This is a genomic window from Jejuibacter sp. L23 (assembly GCF_050815825.1).
Lineage (GTDB): Bacteria > Pseudomonadota > Gammaproteobacteria > Enterobacterales > Enterobacteriaceae > Jejubacter > Jejubacter calystegiae.
In genome coordinates, this window is sequence record NZ_CP138199.1 from 3371626 (window position 1) to 3390237 (window position 18612).

At 44.0% G+C, this 18612-nt stretch carries 13 protein-coding genes and 1 pseudogene; 4 read left to right on the forward strand and 10 right to left on the reverse strand.

Annotated elements, in window-relative coordinates; translation table 11 throughout:
• Positions 1–67: 67 nt before the first annotated feature.
• From SCU88_RS16110 to SCU88_RS16125, 4 genes are all read right to left on the reverse strand, one after another.
• Entirely contained in the window at positions 68–2143 is a 2076-nt protein-coding gene (locus SCU88_RS16110; RefSeq protein ID WP_175342269.1) for a hypothetical protein, read from the reverse strand.
• Between the two features lie 164 nt (positions 2144–2307).
• Positions 2308–4284, reverse strand: coding sequence for a hypothetical protein (locus SCU88_RS16115; protein WP_175342270.1), 1977 nt, complete (start codon positions 4282–4284; stop codon positions 2308–2310).
• Between the two features lie 90 nt (positions 4285–4374).
• Complete coding sequence (locus SCU88_RS16120) at positions 4375–5979, reverse strand: hypothetical protein (RefSeq protein ID WP_175342271.1); 1605 nt, start codon at positions 5977–5979, stop codon at positions 4375–4377.
• Between the two features lie 193 nt (positions 5980–6172).
• On the reverse strand, positions 6173–6493 hold the full coding sequence (locus SCU88_RS16125; RefSeq protein ID WP_175342272.1) for a putative holin: 321 nt from the start codon (positions 6491–6493) through the stop codon (positions 6173–6175).
• Between the two features lie 662 nt (positions 6494–7155).
• On the opposite strand from SCU88_RS16125, the pseudogene SCU88_RS16130 reads away from it, so the two are divergent.
• Positions 7156–7827 (forward strand): annotated as a pseudogene (locus SCU88_RS16130) (hypothetical protein); the annotation flags it as partial.
• 511 nt (positions 7828–8338) lie between these two features.
• Complete coding sequence (locus SCU88_RS16135) at positions 8339–9220, forward strand: EamA family transporter (RefSeq protein WP_175342274.1); 882 nt, start codon at positions 8339–8341, stop codon at positions 9218–9220.
• A 27-nt stretch (positions 9221–9247) separates the two neighbouring features.
• Here the strand turns inward: SCU88_RS16135 and SCU88_RS16140 are convergent, their stop codons facing one another.
• Positions 9248–10051, reverse strand: coding sequence for a helix-turn-helix domain-containing protein (locus SCU88_RS16140; RefSeq protein ID WP_175342275.1), 804 nt, complete (start codon positions 10049–10051; stop codon positions 9248–9250).
• 359 nt (positions 10052–10410) lie between these two features.
• Between SCU88_RS16140 and SCU88_RS16145 the strand changes: the two genes are divergently transcribed.
• Positions 10411–10608: a hypothetical protein gene (locus SCU88_RS16145; RefSeq protein WP_175342276.1), complete on the forward strand. Its 198-nt coding sequence runs from the start codon at positions 10411–10413 to the stop codon at positions 10606–10608.
• Positions 10609–11017: 409 nt separating this feature from the next.
• On the opposite strand, the gene SCU88_RS16150 is transcribed toward SCU88_RS16145, so the two are convergent.
• From SCU88_RS16150 to SCU88_RS16160, 3 genes are all read right to left on the reverse strand, one after another.
• Positions 11018–11470, reverse strand: a complete 453-nt coding sequence (locus SCU88_RS16150) for a glycoside hydrolase family protein (RefSeq protein WP_175342277.1) — start codon at positions 11468–11470, stop codon at positions 11018–11020.
• An 87-nt stretch (positions 11471–11557) separates the two neighbouring features.
• Positions 11558–12460, reverse strand: a complete 903-nt coding sequence (locus tag SCU88_RS16155; RefSeq protein WP_175342278.1) for a LysR substrate-binding domain-containing protein — start codon at positions 12458–12460, stop codon at positions 11558–11560.
• Between the two features lie 36 nt (positions 12461–12496).
• The gene (locus SCU88_RS16160) at positions 12497–13891 is read right to left on the reverse strand and encodes an EAL domain-containing protein (protein ID WP_175342279.1); all 1395 of its coding nucleotides are present in this window, start codon (positions 13889–13891) and stop codon (positions 12497–12499) included.
• Between the two features lie 1596 nt (positions 13892–15487).
• Between SCU88_RS16160 and SCU88_RS16165 the strand changes: the two genes are divergently transcribed.
• Positions 15488–15709 carry an ANR family transcriptional regulator gene (locus tag SCU88_RS16165; protein WP_175342280.1) on the forward strand — a complete coding sequence of 74 codons (222 nt, stop codon included), beginning with the start codon at positions 15488–15490 and terminating at the stop codon, positions 15707–15709.
• A gap of 62 nt (positions 15710–15771) precedes the next feature.
• Here SCU88_RS16165 and SCU88_RS16170 read toward each other — a convergent pair whose 3' ends face one another.
• The gene (locus SCU88_RS16170; RefSeq protein ID WP_431810026.1) at positions 15772–16236 is read right to left on the reverse strand and encodes an NlpC/P60 family protein; all 465 of its coding nucleotides are present in this window, start codon (positions 16234–16236) and stop codon (positions 15772–15774) included.
• 129 nt (positions 16237–16365) lie between these two features.
• Positions 16366–17913 (reverse strand): phospholipase effector Tle1 domain-containing protein, encoded by a 1548-nt coding sequence (locus SCU88_RS16175; RefSeq protein ID WP_175342282.1) that lies wholly within the window; start codon positions 17911–17913, stop codon positions 16366–16368.
• Positions 17914–18612: the final 699 nt, after the last annotated feature.

Genomic DNA, 18612 nt, shown 5'->3' on the forward strand with positions numbered 1-18612 from the left:
TATCGAACCCATTCATTGTAGACAGAAAAAACCGGGGACGTTATCCCCGGGTCGGAACAGAAAATTACTAAATCTTCACAGCATAGGTCTCGCTGTTCGTTAAAGTAGGATCTTCAGACTCGTAGTTTACTGTTACTACTAAGGACTTCATGTTTTTGCCACAGAAAATACCGTACGTTTCAGTTTTCGCCAGCGTCACCGTTCCGCTGCTATCTGTTACAAGCAATCCTTTCAACGACGAATGATCAACAGGTTTTTTATTAATATTATCATAGAGATGAGCAGAAGAGGCATCGTCTCCGTAATGCTCAAAATCCAGGTCAATCGCCTCACCGGCAGCAGCACCAGTAAGCGTAATAACAAAGGGAGTAACGGCCTCACTCCCCGGCCTGCATGTCCACGTAGAAGGATCCTGTAATCCCAGAGTAGTTGGCATAGGACGGACATTAACAACAGGAGGGGTAGCCGGTTGTTTTCCAGCACAGACTACAGTGACGGGAACGTTATCCGCTGCATTCTTTCCCCCAACGACATGGACCGAGGCCACACCTTGACTATTGGTATAGATAGTCTGACTGCTACCAGGGGTGCCCGTGCCATCAGACAGCAGCACGTTCGGATCTGTTACAGAAAATGTTACGCCGCGTTTGCTTAGGCTATTTGGGTCAGATTCAATCTGCACGATCAAATCCGTAGTGGATTCTTTTTGTTCGTGCACGTTGATGGTTCCGCCTTCGATAATATCAACCGCTGTAACCGGCGCAAAAATTCTTGCCGTGACAACCTTCCCGTCTGTCTGACCGCGGATATTGGCATAAACATTAAACGTAGTGCCGTTCTCCCCCAGCGCATAGAGTGAATCAACGGTAATATTCCCGTCGTTTGCAGTAGCCTTAATCGGTATGCCCGTTACATGCTTTCCATTTCCATCTTTAAACGTCCCCACGCTCGGCTCGTAAATCATAAAGTCAACCCAGACATCTTCTGTCGGTGGCTGATCATTTAATTGTAAAGGGGGGGTATCTTTCGTTACTGTTACCGTCCAATTTGGATATTGCTCTGTGGATGGCGTTTCGATCTGTTCAGGAGCAGTGAGTGTATATTTTGGTCCAGTTGGATTATACCAGTCAGCAGGCTGGAATGCTGTGATGCTTTTCTTTGCTGACTGTGTATCATATTGATCCGTCAGGTAGAAAGTGTCCGAATTTTTATCATAGGCGATATCATACGCATCATTGGCATTCTGCAGTTCATAGTAGCCTTTTACCCGACCATTAGGCATACATTCTGCCAGCCCGGGCTTGACGGATGAATCTGGATCTCCATTGAGAGTGACCCACAAATAACCATGAATATCACACAGAATCTGCTGGGCAGGTCGAGCAAAAGAAGTGATGCTTTCTAGCTTCATCTTCGCGGGAGTATCAGCATCAGCATCGCTGATATGCCATACTTCACCGTTTTCCAGTACCATCCAGAGGTTTTTCCCTTCGTGGTCTGCGGCCAGGCTATAAGGAATATTGTTAACGGTCTCTTCCAGCTCATACCGTTTGAAGTCCTTATCATAATAACCAACTTTGTATCGCTCTTCTTCACTGGCAAAAGTGAACCATATCCGGCTTTCACTGTTCACGCTTGTCAACGCCAGTCTGCGAACATCATTTGATTTATCGGGTCCATTCGCAATAGCAGAAGTCTTAGGATCAATGGTAAAAATACCCTTGAGATCATCACAGACCCATAGAAGCTGACTGTTTTCGTCCCAAAGAATATCCCTAAGGTTACTTAGGTCATCAGAAATGTTTACTTTGTTAACAGTGCCAGGGGTGGACGGGTCAAAATAAAACAGGTTTTGACCTGCTTCTGAGCCATAGGTGGTGACCCAGACATTATTTACTGTATCATTATCTGTTTGCAGGGCGATATACACACCTGCCATAGTTTCTGATTTGTCATTTGTCAGTGTCACCGGGGCAGATGCTGTGCCACTATTAATATCCACCTGATAAACTGAAATCGTTTCTATTTGGTTCGCACTACACGTCCAGAACTTATCACCACCAGGTTCCATTACGATTCCCGCCGTTGGCAAGGTAATATCTTCAACAAACAGGTCATCCTGTTTTGCTTTAAGTTTATCCATTGCATTCCTCTTTTTACAAAAATACGCTAATGAAATTTTTTAAGAAACTACGCTAAGTTTAAATTAATGACAGCAATAAAACTTATAAATAATTACTAATCCCTCCATTGTTATCATCCCCTCTCCTTCTTCAGGCATAAATTCATAGTGTTTTCGTGAAATAGCTAGTCGCTCGAAACGGTAATGACACCCTGAGTATATGGTGTACTATCGCCTTTAATGCCCACCCTGAGTGTAAACGCACCGTCATAAGTATCACACTCAATAGTTCTGCAGGTTACCAGGCCAGTTCCGATAACTCCCAGACAGGCTGGAACAGTATCGGTATCTTTATCGACATGACCTGTTATTATATTTGTTGGTTCAGAAAATCTTGCCCCTGCGGTATTATTCAGAATCTTAAACTCCACATATTTACCACTGGTAATGAATTTGTTATTGCTGTCTTTAAGCTGAACGCTAAAAGCTCTGGGGCTATTAATATCTATCGTGTCTTTATCTTTCCAGCCTGCTCTTTCTACTGTAGCAACGTAGGGAGCTTCACAAATAGAAACGTCCATATGGCATTGAGCGGGAGAAAGATGAACAGAATCATCACCAGCTTCTATATAGACCGTAAAGTGACCTGCTATATCCGGAACAGAAATAGCCGGAATATGTGCATATCCATAGTCATCTGTTGTACCACTCTGATATGTACCGCCTGCTTCTGAAAATGCCACGCCAGGAGCATCAGAATCATCAAGACTGAATGATACCGGTTGAGATGCTGCTGGAGTATTATCACTAAGCAGTGCCCGTGCTCGCCAGCGGCCGTTTTCTGTAACCCAGTTCCGGGATACGCTGTCATGATTGCCAATGGGCTCCAGGTCCTCGAATGAGTCAATACGGACAACTTCAAGCGCCAGGGTTTTACAAACATCAGGATTATCGGCATCCGATATATTCAGACTAAATTTTCCCGGATGCACCCCAGCCTGTACCAAAGGCAGAGCGACAGGGTCAGTACCCGCCATCTGTTCGGCAAAATCATAGGGATGATCTGCGTCACAAAAATGTGGCGTCCCCTGGTCTCCATTCAGTATCGTGGCCTGAATACTACCATCAGCTTTAGGTCGCCAGTCGTTACCTACTAATACCTGGAGTTGTGCCTCAAAACCAGTATTGGGGTTAAAGAAACCCTCAACAGGGGCTTTCAGATCATTTGTTGAAGGCTCCGGAGTTATAATTATGCGGGTCTGCTCTTGTTTGGTAAAGCCGATACTTAATGCTTCATCTCCTGCTACGGATAATTTCAACTCACCTGTCACATTATCATCAGCCTCCAGAGTACCTGCCGGCAAGGTAACCACAGCTTGCTCGTTACACTGAAACGAGGCAGAGTCAGTACCATTGGTAAATTGAACACCGTTTATGTCCGGGGACAAGGTGAACTCGACCCATGCACCGGGAAGTAAGTCGCCCTCATCATCGGTTACCTCAAATTTCTGAGCAGCAATCTGCTGTTTTGGCCTGTAGTTAATAGCTTTTTTAGTCGCAGGCATCAGCTGCGCCACTGGAGCATGGTCAAAAAACATGTCTATATTACGCAGTGTTGGAGCATTTTCATCGATAACATTTATGCCGCAGCTGAATTGTAATGGCACTGTCTTAAAAGGGGAGCCCTGTGGAATATCAACCCCATCAAACCCGATGCTTTGTTTTTCCCAATTTTGGCCACACGTTATCTCATGGTTAGGGCTCGTTTCACCGAGCTTAACGACCATCGTACATTCACGCACATTCAGGTCAGGCGTATAAAAATCTGACCGGGAGAATAAAAATAAAGTTGCTTTACCCGGGCGGGTAAAGACCACATTCTGTTTAATCATGCCCGGACCATTGTCAAAAGAAGCACTTAAGCGAATCGCATTAGAATGTGGCAAAGTGTTCTGCCAGTCTTTATCATCTCGTGCCCCCCTACTCTTATAGCCACAGATTGTCTCTTGCATACCTGAGGTACTGATGTCCCAGCTATTTCCTGTGTTATTTTGATCGAAGATATACGTTCTCTCTTTCTGATCCAAAGGAGTGTCGGGGTTATTAAAATCAGCATACTCAAAGATCAAAAGTCCATCATCAATGATATTTTTAGTTGTCATTATGACGAGTCCCAATTTGTAGAGGCAAAGAATAACCTTTGCCTCTGTATTTAAAATAAAGATATCAGGAATGAGTAATGTAATTTAGCGTCAGGCTACTGGTTCTCCTGTTGACAGCGCCAGGGTACTCCAGTAGCCCATTTGAATGGCACCAATTTTCTCCTCGAAAGGAACGTAGGTTGGGAGCATAATTGATCCATCAGGGAGGCCAATATTTCCATATGCGCTTTGTCCCCAGACATACAGCTTGCCATCGGTAGTTACTGCTGCACTCTGATAAAGGTCTGCAGCAATATCCTGGCATGGTTCATTATTCGCGATCGAGATAATAAATGGCTCAAAAATTGCGCCGGTGTCTGACTGAGCCAGAGTATGTGACTCGTTCCAGCCCCAGCCCCAAACGTTTCCATCCATATCCAGGGCAAGTGCATGTTGTCCACCCAACACAACTTTTTTGATCTTGGGAGTTTCTCCATTAAAGCTTAGTTTGAAGGGGTCGTAATGCTTTCCACTATTATCTCTATTTCCAAGGCATCCTTCCCAGGCGTTACCCCAAACGTAAACTTCATGATCTTCATTAATTGCTGCGCCCATAAATTTTGTTTGAGCAACCGATAACCACTTATGTTCACTCAATGTACCATCATCAACTTTTTTCATAGTGGTAATAGCTGGTGCATTTGCTTCATCTGAGAGGTGAACATTACAATTTGCATCTGACCAGCCGCAGCGGTAAAGGCAGCCCTCGTCGTCATCATCTTTACCAATAGCGAACAATGTGTAACCACGATAGCCCTCTTGATACATGTTGCTGGCAGAAATATATTTATATTTACGCTCTCCTAATTTCGCAAAATTACACGTATTCACATCACCTTGATTATCACCCAAGCAACCATAGGAATGATTACCGGTAACATATAAATAACCATCTGAATCAAGAGCAGCCGAATAGTAAAAAGCGGTTGTTGCCTGGACAATATTTGTTGGATGTGACCCATTCTCACCAAAAGAACAAAGTGTTGGAGCCTCTGGATCGACATAATCTCCCGTACCTAACGCACCAGTTCCATTATACCCAAACCCCCAAAGTTGGCCCTTGTCACTGATTGCCAGGTGAGAACAGCCACCGCGAGTGACACTTCTCCATTTATGATCTCTATTATCCAGGTTAGTCAGAGTATGAATTTGTTCTTTCTTTGCTAACTGCCAATGGTCACAGGCGCCTGTTACATAAATATCATAGGAAGGGGTTGTTTCAACTTCCACTGTAAACTTCCTCTGATCAATGTCAGCAGTTTCCCCATGAATCTTCTGAGCAGGGCCACCATTTGGAGTATAATAATAATAAAGCGAAGCTTGATGACCGTTTGCTGTCGCTGCTGTAAGCATTTCCAGTGTGACCTCAAAGGGCATCTCACTATGCGGAGATTCCACAACCTTCTTACCCATTGACACACTCTCTTCCAGAGTTTCACCGTAAACCCATATCATTTCAATTGAGTCGCCGGAAAAAATATGAGTATGATCAGCTGGAAGAATTGCGTGTGTAATACTTTTCCCATCTTTCAGGGCGATGTCAGTCGTCAGAGGTGTACCCGGTTTAACCCGATCCAATACATCAATAAAAGGAACAGGGAAATCGTCATTAAAATCATCTTGTTCATTTGAGTTTACATTATAAATACTATGCATTTTCATTCTCCATATGGATTATTAATATCTCTTTAAGTTACATCTGGTTGGTAATGTGTTTTAATTCCATAAGTTGCTACTATTCAATCAATCAAATAAATATGCGTAAAGCTTCTATTTCATGAAAATATTGTGCTCTATAGCATGGATTATTAAATAATTCATTATATTTGCAAGATTTTCTGTTTGGTTGCTAATTATCATTTGTCGATTTCTGTGGTTCGCCTTTGTTTAAAAATCTCTCTACCATTTTTCGTAGCAATGACAACAGTCTGATAGCTGAAGCTGAAGCGACTAATGCTCCTAAAGGCTGCTCAACATTTATGCTCTGTGGCGTAAATTCCGATAGGATCTCGGCCATAAAGTCTGATGCGATCACGCCTGTCACAAACGAAATGATCAGGAAGGCGACTTTTCTTATTTTTGATGGTTCGGCTGAAGTGACACCATAAAACAGCGAGCCACACAGAGATCCAATCGTTATTAGATGATGAAGAATAAATAATCTTGCCATTACAAATACCTCCTGCACTACAGACAACATGGATGGGCACTCTTTCTACTTTCAGAATGGCTATTCACGATAGTTAGCAGGCAAAAACAAGGATAGTGAATTCGGTGAATATCCACCTTGTTATTACCAACTCAGTTCATGAATTATTTTATACACCTCTCTATTCACTAAATAAAAACGGATTTGCAATTGATGAAGCCAATAATTGATAGCCAAAACCGATTAATCAATGATAACCCATCATCTTCATCGATCAGTCTGTTTACATACTCATCATACTGTATTGTTTTTAATGGTAAATATTATTCTGGCGCCGCAACAGCGTGAGGCCAAATATTAACAATCACAGAACACTCCAATAATGAACGATGATCATTCAATATTGAAAGGGAAAAAGGTGATCTATGCCCGGTTTATTTTAATTATTTATTACGAACACAGAAAAGAGATTATTCTTATTGGCACCAGGACTGCTTTTATAATGCTAAATTTCTCAATATAAAAAACATGAATGGACTTTAATGCACGGGAATTTATCTAGAGTAGTACCTTATTGAAGCAACATAAGCGTCAGCTCACTATCGCGTCTTTAACCCAGGTCAATGCCCTGTCTAGACTGGCCCCAAAGTTCACCAGACATTTCGCCTCTCTTAAAATAAGAGATAGTCCGGGGATTTGGCATCAATACCAGTCAGGTCTTCCAATGGCGAAAACAGTATGAAGAAGGTTCTCTGACCGCTGTGGCTTCAGGTGAAGAAATCACCCCCCATCTGAACTTGCAGCTACCAATAAGCAAATCCGCGAACTTCAGCACCTTCTGGGTAAAAAGACGATGGAAGCAGAAATACTCAAAGAAGCGACGGAGTTCGCCGGGCAAAAAGATGGATTGCACATGCGCCCTTGTTGGCCGGGGACGACGACACACCAATACCTGCCGGAGTATCGGTATGTCGCGTACGCAACTGAGTATCAGGGTTCACCGGCCATCTGACTGCAGAATCGCAGACGACAATCCCATTCTGACAACAGCGCTGTGTTATCCCAAATAAGCACAGTGGTGGCTGACCTGCCGACGTATGGTTATCACCGTGTGTGGGCCTTGCTGCGACGGGAGTCAGAGCGGGATAGTCTGCCAGTGGTTAACGCAAAGCGGGTACATAAAGGGCGGGTGGCGATAGCTGAGAGCAACCGGCGCTGATGCTCAGATGGTTTTGTGTACCGCGGTGACAACGACGAAAAGTTACCGCCGGACGGCGGCGATGAATCTGGCGGTGGCGTTCAGTCATTACAACGAACATCATCCACACAGCGCGCCGGGATATCGATCACCATAGGAATTTATACGCAGGAAGTTATCGCACCCGTAAGAGAGAAAAGGTATCTGGATATATAGGGGCAAATCCATAATAGTAAAAAAAACCGCCGGCAACCGGCGGTAAAATACAAAAATAAGGTCAGTAACCTAACAGCTCGCTGACAGATATTAGCACTAAGTTCATTCCTGGTAATTTCATATAAATGCAATCATGAATCCTGATAATGTGCCATCTGAAATATCCGAAAAGACCATCATACCGCCAGCGGTCTCCCGTGCCGCAGGGGACAGGAGGAAGAGTACTGCTGCAGTTGCGCTCAGAAATCAATCAATTCCGGAAGCACAATAGCATAGCAGGCGCTATGCTTACACGAGCCCGTCTGGCAACTGGCCTCTCTCTTGTCCTGCTGTAGCCGGTGAGTGTCACTATATTGTCAGATTATCTGTATCAGGTGCCGTACAAGACGGATGTATCAGGCCAGGTGGCTGGTATAGTAATGCCCTGCAATATTCGTAGCAAAGGTGATGATATGAGCTATTTTTTCCCGCTTCTGGCCGCACTTCTCTGGGGGGCGAATACTATTGTAACGAAAATGGCAGCCGGCGTTATTTTACCCAGCGAAATTAGTTTTCTGCGCTGGCTAATTGCCGTCATTATTTTAACCCCAATAGTCATCAAACCGCTGTACCAGCACGGGAAAGAGGTACGTCAGAACCTGTTAAAGCTGATAACGCTGGGGTTATTGAGCAGCGTTATTTTTCAGGGGCTGGCCTACAATGCGGCCGCTTATACCTCGGCAATGCATATGGGGATCATCCAGGCGATGATGCCGTTAATGGCTATCATCCTTGCCAGTATTGTATTTCGTGACATGCCCGGTAGCGGTACGGTGGCAGGCGCTCTGGTTTCACTAGCCGGTGTTGTTCTGGTTATTTCTGGCGGAGATCTCTCCAGACTTATGGCGCAGGGAATAAATACCGGAGATGGAATGATGCTGGTAGCCGCATTCGCTATGGCAATTTATAACATTCTCTTAAAACGCTGGCATATGCATATTCCATTAATTTTATCACTGTATGTCCAGGCTTTTACTGCCGCAGTGGTACTGTTACCTTTTTATCTGGCAGGTGGGAAATCCACGCTGACCGTAGTATCAGGAAGCATGGTGATTTACGCTGCTGTGGGGGCTTCTATTTTAGCGCCACTGAGCTGGATGGTGGGTTCGAAATTACTTGGCCCGTCACGCGTATCTTTGTTTTTTAACCTGATACCGGTTTTTACTGCTGTCATGGCGGTGATTTTCTTGCAGGAAAAACTCAGCTGGCCACTTATCGCCGGAGGCATTATGGCATTGAGTGGCGTAGTTATCGTTGAAGCTTCTCGCAAGCGGGCGCTCCCCGTCACTGAGTAACCGGGGATCCACCCTTTGTGAATACTATCAGGACCGCTCACCTGAAATCAGCGGTCCATTTTTCCTGTACCGCTCGGGTGTAATGCCAGTCAGTTTTTTAAACATATTGATAAAAACCGAGGGTGAAGAATACCCCAGCTCCCATGCGATTTGCTGAATAGTCAGCCCTTCAGTTAAACCCTCAAAAGCCTTCATATAACGTGCTCTTTTTTGCCATTCACCAAAGCTAATGCCAAGCTCGGCAATGCATTTCCGCTCCAGCGTCCGGGGCGACATATGAAATTTACTAGCGACTTCTTCAGTAGACATTTTATTGCGTAGATTTTCTTTTACCTCCGCCAGGAGTCTCTGCATCGTCTCAGTAGTGGCACAGGGAAGATAGGCGTTGATCTGGGTGGACGCCTCTATCTGGTCAAGGGCAACCTGGGCCATAGTGAGTTGCTGCGATGTAGATGGCGTACAGACTTTCAACCTGGCGAATTCATTGAGAATCGCTTTTAATAGTTCGCTGACAGAGATAGCGCAGGGGCCCACAGGCAGCCGGGCCGAGAAATTTTGTGAAAGATAAATACTCCGATAAACCGAAATATTGCGACTAACGGCCTGGTGGCGGAATCCGGGAGGGATCCAGATGGCATAGTGCGGTGGAGATAAAAAATTCTCCCCTTCAATATTGAGTTGCATCACACCTTGTGACACATAATTGAGTTGTCCCCATGGATGAGAGTGTTCAGTCCATTCTGATGGAGCAAGATCAAAATGGCGAAAATGTATATCCCCAGTAAATTCAGATAGTTCATTATCAATAAAGGTACTTGTGCTGAGAGTCATCGCTGTTCTCTGGTCATAAGCCAATCATAATGAGAAAAACCAGGAGTCTCTTACTCTTCAGTATCTGAGATTTCTGGTATGATATCATCATATAAATACCATTATAGCTCTCACTTATGAAATAACCACCTGGCTAATCGTGCAAATTATAACACAAGTAAATTATGAGATATCAAAAATAAATCATGCACTGTTTATTCAATGGTTAAAAAGGAAGTCACTCCGGCGTCAGGATGTACCGAACCGGTAACTGTCGCGTTTACCGCTGCCAGCACCTGACAGAGCCCAGTATCTGAAAATTTGTACAAAAACGCTGTGGGCGTTACCATTCCGGGTACTTGCTGTTCCGGTATTAATATATGGCAGCCGCTGTCAGCGTGTATGGAGGGCATCCGGAGTATAGGCTGGAGCCCCTACGAAGCCTGACCGCAGCCCAGATCAACCAGGCACAGGAAATGGTGAATCAGGGTACGATAAACATCACTCCCCTTAACACCGCAGATTTTATTCATATCGATCTGACGGTAACCAGACCGACCATCGCTGTAGCGCAGTGATTCATAAAAGCACACCCGCATCGTTGAGTTATATTTGGATTACCAGCCTACACAGTTCAACCAGCCACAAATAGATGCCGAAGCCGATAGTAGCGCCCTTGAGAAATTTTCTGTTCAGGAAGCCGTCGAATTTACCAACCAGGTTCCACTGAAAAGCATCACTTTTATACTTGAGACAGCCCGCCTGAACGGAGCATTTTCTCGGGAAGGCCTGTCCCCCCTCACGGACTGAATATCTCTGGGGCGCTGGACAGAGAAACGACGAGACAAAGCTTCAGCGCCGTTCGTGGCCTGAGAATAGATTATCTATTTGCCAATTACTTTAACCAGCTGCCAACCGTGTAACCACACCGCCAAATATATCACAGCAGAAAATCATCCACTCACGACACGGATCAGTTACCGATCATTATTCAAGAAATAAAGTCCGCTCAGCAATTCTCCTTCGCTGTAGACCTGCAGTGACTTTCGGTTTATCTGGGGCCACCCAACGGAGAAATTGATCTGCAGCTCCCTGATAATCACCAGCATTAAGCTTTTGTAACAGTGTTGATGTAGAGAATGCATATGTTCCAATGTTGTATACAAAGCAGACCAATGCATCAAACTGATTCTGAGTTAGATTCACCCTCACTAGCTGATTGATACACTGTTCATAACGCAGAACTCCACAATATAATAGGCGTTCGGCCTGCTGTTGAGATATCGCCATACCCGGACATATGGTTATTCCGTCAACAGTTCCTGTCCAGCCATATCCAATACTCCATGGCTTATCTCCCGTCCCGGGATCCGGATATGAATTAAGATGACACCCTTCAAATCTTTTAATTAACGCAATACCTGCATCACTAATTTTCATATCAACTCCTGAATACACAAGCCTAAAGACATGTCAACAATCATGCCTTACCAGACTTTGGAAAACAAAATATTCGAATACAAGATGTTAGAATTTAATTACCCCACCCCGGGTCAAAAACAATATTAGCTCACGAGTCTTCAGTGGAATGTCGCGGAAATGTGCATATAATAAATAATGGGTGGTTTTTTCAGGCACCCAGCCATCAATATTAATAACAGATAGTCTGCCATCAGAAATGTCATTCATCACAAAATGATAAGGGAACAACGCAACTCCCTTTCCACCCATAGCAAAATATCTTGCGAGCTTGAACTCATCAGTTCGTATATAGGGGGTTGGCTCAACAACAACCTTTTCTTTCAGTTCTGAGTTATCAACGAATCCCCACTTCTCATAAGTTTTAACCGTGATGATTTTGATCCCCGAGTCAGCCAGTTCCGCAGGATGGCTTAGTGTACCAACAGGATAATCAGGTGCTGCACACATCACAAAACGCGTTTCACAAAACGGCTTACCGGTTAACTCATTAAACTCATGGATATCCTTTGTAATAATTATGTCACTTTGCCCAAACTTCTGGGAAGAAATTTTAGATGGTAATGCGATATCAAAAGTCACATCTGGGTTTTCGTCCTGGAATTCAGCCAGCTGTTCATGAACATAGTGATAAAAGAGTTCCTGGGGGGCACTAATTTTCATCACGCCGCTCATTCCTGCCCCCAATTCTCGTAACTTATCTATTTCTGAATCGAGACTAAAAACCAACTCAGCGCAAGCCATGTAGAATGCCTCACCATAAGGAGTCAATGTTATTGTTCGGTTATCACGAAACATTAACTTCTTCCCCAGATTTGTCTCTAATGCGACAAGCCGGCGACTGATGGTCGGCAATGGTATAGCCAGCGCATCTGCAGCTGCGATAAGACTGCCCTGTTTGACAATGTAAATAAAAATCCTTACATCATTAAGCACCTGGTTATTCGACATTATTGTTCACCACTTATATCAGCAATAGCAGAGTTATCAAACATAATTACGGATATACTTTTTAAACCCTACTAGCGATAACGGACGGGAGAAAAGGTATCCCTGCAAGGAAGCTACGCCAGTTTCCCGTAAATACTCAGCCTGCGATTCGGTTTCTACACCCTCGGCGATGACTTCCAGTCCGAGTCGACTGGACAGATCGGTCACATTAGCCACAATATGATTACATACCGGATCCTCTCCAAGATGCTGGACAAACATCTTATCGATCTTGATCGAATCGATGCTAATACGCTGAAAATACTCCAGTGAGGAATAGCCGGTACCAAAATCGTCAAGCACCAGATGCACGCCCATTTCTTTCAGCCTGGAAACATTAGCAAAGACATTATCATCATAGATTAAAGCCTCACGCTCGGTGATTTCGAGCATTAGCTTAATGTTCTGTCCCGCCGCCTGAAGTAAACGAGAAAAGTCTTTCGTTAACTCCTGGGATGCAAAATGGCTGGCGCCAACATTAAAACTCAAATAAAAAGGTTTATCCGGGCAAAAATCATCCAACAGGCCATCTGCGATTTGAGCAATCAAGCTACGCGTTAGCTGAGACAGTAAATGACTCTGTTCCGCCACGGGAATAAAATGCTCGGGTGGAATTTCGCTTTCCTGATTCACCCAGCGTGCCAGAACCTCACCACCAATGGGTTTAAAATCGCTACTTCTGACAATCGGTTGAATAAAAGGCACAATTTCGTTATTACGTATTGCTGCTTGCAGCTGCTGTGCCAGAGGGCGACGTCGGCCAAGCCATAAATAACTCCCCAGCCCGGCAAAAAGTGAAGCGATAAGGATTGCGGCAAGAATAGATTTACCGTCACTAATAATAATCTTAAAGACAGCAGCACTATTAAGACGAGAAGCCAGGCGATAGGGCCATTGCACAGACTTCACTTCCATATTAAACGGGCCAGATGCCCGTCCTACCTGAACCTTTCCGTTTTGCGTCATCCACCCCTCGGGCGTAATGAAAGTCACCGGTAACGATATTGATGCAGACTCCAGTATAGTGCGCAGATAATAACCATCAGCACTAGCGAATACCACTGAATCCCCATGTCCAAAACGTAATACCAAATAGGGGTGGCCGGGAACTTCTTCAATAAATTCAGTTAAATAAAGCTTGTTTTTATCAGTCATTTTTTGGTTCTCTCTGCCTGTCAGAGAGGAACAATAAATGACATCATGGGAGGAGAGTTCAAGACTGTCTACATTTGGCGCTAAGGCCAACAGGCGGCGCAGTTCATGCTGTATTTCCGGTGAACATTCTCTGTCCATCAGGGGAGACGCAGAACGAGCAGCCCGCTCAATATTGACTATGATGGTATCAAGCTGCCGAACAGCTATATGAAGGCGTTCGTTTTGCTGTGTAAACAACCAGCTCCTGGACTGTAAATAGAAAAGCCCGCTCAAAATTACAGCAGACAGTAGCGCGATAGCGACGGCGAACGAAAATCGGCGGCGGCGCGAGTGAGAAACCTTAAGCATAGAATCAGAATCCCAGGATATGAATCGTCACACTTAACCCATTCACTTTGTTAAGCCTCATAATGCAGTGATGCGTACTCCAACAAAGTTAGTCAAGAAAGCCATATTCTTCAAACAGATATTGTACTCTTAACGCCCTCCCACGGCTCAAAGGGAAAAAGGGCATGTGATTAACACAATTTTTTATTGGCTATAAAAAAGTAATCCCAGGCCGCCCTTCAGCTTTTCTACTGTTTTTTCCGTTACCACACGAGCCAGTTTAGTTCCTTCATGCAAGATATCCATTAAATAGTCTTTATCCTACAGTAGAGTGGCTCGTCGGGAATGGATGGTGCGTAATACTGCTCCAATTCGCGTTTGCAGGTCATATCACCAAGCCCGCCACACAGGTAAACTTCATTAGCTCTACGGCGTCGCGACCGGGGTGAAAGGCATGCAGCCATGAACACAATGTTACCTTCAACCTTACCAGGATCGCTTATCACAAGGTGATCCGGGTCGGTATCGTTGGCAGCCTGACTAATCTGCTGCTCTGTTGCCGAAAATGTCAATGTATTTCCTAATGATTTTGACATTCTCGCTCTACCATCAATGCCCGAAAGTCCACCGACATGACTGAGCATCGCACGACATGAGGTCAAAATATTATAATCGGCCAGCATATTAATTTTATGTACTATTTCGTTGCCAGGATGATAGTTTCATATGCATTCCTGAAGAAATATTAGGTTATCCTAATTTCTGTCTGTACCCGTCATATTTAAACTACAGGATACCTTGACTGCACGCGTTCACTCCAGTTTTTCTTCAGCCATCTATTATAGACCTTCATCTTCTCTGGAGCTGAATATACGCTTATCAAGCTTTGTAGATTAAACACCAGGTCGTCGCAGATATGCAAGAAGTCATTACCTATCTTTGCCCTTTACAAGAGAATGGATAGCAAAGCTTAAATTTTTAGCCCGAAAAAGAACTGCAGACGCACATCATAATAAGTTGTTTTATAAGATAAAATTTGTTTTTGCACTTATTTTTGATAACGTAATAAAACTGCAAATTATTTTATTGATACTCATAATATCAATAATGAAATCAGCATTAGCGCCGTTAGCGCCGTTAGCGCCGTTAGCGCCGTTAGCGCCACTTTACGACAATACCTCTGGCGTCGATGAACCATAAGTAAGTTAAAACAATCTCGTTATCGTGAGTGACAAGTTATTTTTAATATTTATTATTGCACTTTGGGTGTTGTGTCAACTATTGGAAAATATATAATAAGTCTACGTTTAACACGACAGACATGTAGCTCCATCATCCAGACATGCCTGAGAAAACAACCACCATGCATCGTTATTTTATTATTTAATTCAAAATAGATAAATCCAGAGCGTCTGACATTAATGTAAAAAAGGTATAAAGCAAAATCACCAAATATATAGAGCATTGGTTTACAATAATATTTTCAACTCAACGCCAGGTCATTTCATGTTTAATTCAAATCAGACAAAAGAAACCAGTCAGCTTACTAAAAAGCTTTCTTATACGTTATACTCTAATCTAGCTGTCTTATCTGAACACCGTAATGACTGGTGTGAGGCCGCCCGGCTTTGGAAGCTAGCAGCACAGCGAGCCAAAAGGAAGGACAATAACCGATGGGCAACCTTGCGAGCTGAATTTTGTTTGTTTAAAAGCAAACAAACAAAATAATCTAGAGGAGTATCAAGAAAATCCTGATCCTTATAACCGGACCAGCAAAGATTATTAACAACTTATGAGATTCGATAGTATGGTGATCCATAAAAACGACTCCAACTCCCGGCATTTTTTCGGCCAGATAGCGGCACTCTGTGGTGAAATCGAACATTCATAAATTCACCATTTCCTATGTATATTCCCACATTATGTGCACCATCGATGGTCTGAAAAAAAATAACTTCCCCTGGTCCCAGTATACGGTTACGGTATGGTTTCATTTGTGCGGTTTCTTGCTTCATTGCAGCACAGAACGCTCTGTTTTCACAGTGGCAACTTCTTAGAATCTTCCCTTGACGAGAACAGATTATCTGCTGGCAATAAGCATCTGTGGATCCCAAATGATGTCGAAAGTTGGACTCGACCATACTGCTATCCTGGCGCGTAGCAGAGTATCCATTTATCGGCCAGGTCCCTCCGGTAATCAGGATAAATAAAATGATAAGTAGATTATTTAAGTTACGTAAAAACAACAAATGCATTACTCAACCCTTATATAATAAAATAACACCTTGTGATAAAAATCAGCAAGGTTAATTTTGCCATCTATAATTAGTATTTTGTGCAGTAAATTCAGTCCAGAGTGGATATTTCAAGAGGTGTGATAGCAGTTAAACTATACACTCTGACAATTGAGGATATGATAATACTTTTCCGTCCATTGAATAAATTGTTCTACACCAGTCATGGTCAGGTCGGTTGGGAAAACCTGTTACCTCAAGCGAATGCATGCTACCCACAATCCGGCCATTATTATCACGATTGATAGCGTTCCAGTTGGCCGAACAGTGGATATAACGCTGCGCAATCAGAGCCGTTTCCTGTTGACTAAATGGCACAACGCTATGCCCACACCTTGTCGCCAGGGCAGCTTCTAACGCTTTTTGTAGCAATGGAGCCAATTCATCAGGCAAGGTGGGTAAACCAATACTGTGTTCAGGAGCAAAGCATACGCCAGCCTCTCTGGCAGCTTCTTTCATCACCCGCAGCGCTACGCCGGACCAGTCATTGTGAACTATACGACCATTCAATGTAATAGCGGCAAAACTACGCTTGCGTGGCTGACCATAACGATCGGGTGCCAGCCGGGCATCAGACCAGACGGTTATCGTTGCCGGATGAGATTGCAGCAGTGAAGCCATGTCAGGAGCATGATTCAGAGCATCAAGTTGGTCCTGCGCCTTACGATATGCACGAGTCTGATCATCGGAATCATTCACCAGCACGGTCTCACTCACCGGACGACTTAAAAAGATCTCTTCTGACTCAGTTGGCCAATAGCCCCCGCCAATATCGGCATGGACACCGGGCAACGCCATTTCAGGCCAGCCCGGGTTAACACTATTCAGCGCAAAGTTATACCGACATTCGTGCTGAGCCGTCAGATGGAAGACACGCTCGGCCACTCCCGGGCGCAGCACAAGGTTAACATCACCACTATCCGCACTATGGGGATCCATGCCTCCGGACATCGAGCCAACGGCAGCAACGGTATCAAACAGGCCAATAAAACGCACTTTCCCCACCGCTTCTCCAGTACAATGGACTCCTTCCAGTGCATGACCAACCGCCGATATCAGATGCGGCTCCCGACCAAATACACGATTAGCAAAATGTCGCGCCGCCGCCGCCCCACGACTAAACCCAAACAGATCGAACTGCAGCTTGACAATGGCATCTGGTGCAAGTCTTAGCCTGAGAAGGCTTATGGCATCCACCACCGCAGAAACGGCCTCGTCAGTTTTAGCAATAATCCCGGTACTACCACATCCCAGAGCCAACCCCTCAAGACAATCTGGCTCACCAGACCGGGTACCCGGCCCACCAATGTAAAGACCATATTGCAGACAGTTACTGGCTCCCTCCGTGATGACCTGATACCAGCAATAAAGCCAGTAAATATTAGTATAGTAACCCGAGTAACTAGTTGATTCTAATGATGAATATTTGAAAGTATTTCGTGTAACATTCTCTAAAATCATACCTGCATTCGGGCTGGATATGTTAAATGATTTTCCACACGCAGCCTTTATTGCTTGTTCCAGGTTACCTGCGTTATTTCCGGTGCCATCAAAGAACAGACCGATAGTTAGCGTAACCACTCGTTTTTCTTTCATTCTCAGTACGCGTCTTATGTAATAATCTCGCCGCTTTCTCATGCTAAAGCCCTTCAGATGTTTATGTCAGGCTGTTTACTAAAGGATATTATATAATCGTACCAACTATCTACAGTTTTAAGCACTAAAAAATGAGAGTGATTATCTCATATTTGTTTGTGTGTTTCGTAAAACCTCTCTCCCTATTTTATTAATAACTGTATTTAGCTCACCACCTCCCTTTGGCAGAAAGGCTTCCATTATGGAATTCTGTAATTTCATTATTATGGGTTAAGAAAACATTATCATATGTTATAGTAAATTTGTTAGGTGTTTAATTTTATATTTCCCCCGCCATAGTCTGGCGGGCTTTTTTTGCTCTCCCGGTAAATTCCTCACGATCCTCCTTATTTGAAAAACAACCCTTCTGCCGTAACAGCATTCACTCACGACCATAGTCTGTTATTTTATATACCATTATTAAAACATCTAATTTCAGCAATAACCATTGTCAATAGCACAGATGGCAGTAGAATGAACTGGCTAAGTTAGGATGTTTGCTTTTTTTTCCAAATTTAACCGCCAGCCCCCTGGCGGTCTTTTTTATAGCGGCTCTTCCGGGATGCGCATATAATATATCCTTCAGACTTCGAACGACCTCTTTGTTGACTGTGATAGCTGGGCCTCACTTCTTCGGGACGGTTTCAGGCAATATTCCAATCTGCTCCCGGCATTTACATGGCATTGCCTTATTAAACTCGC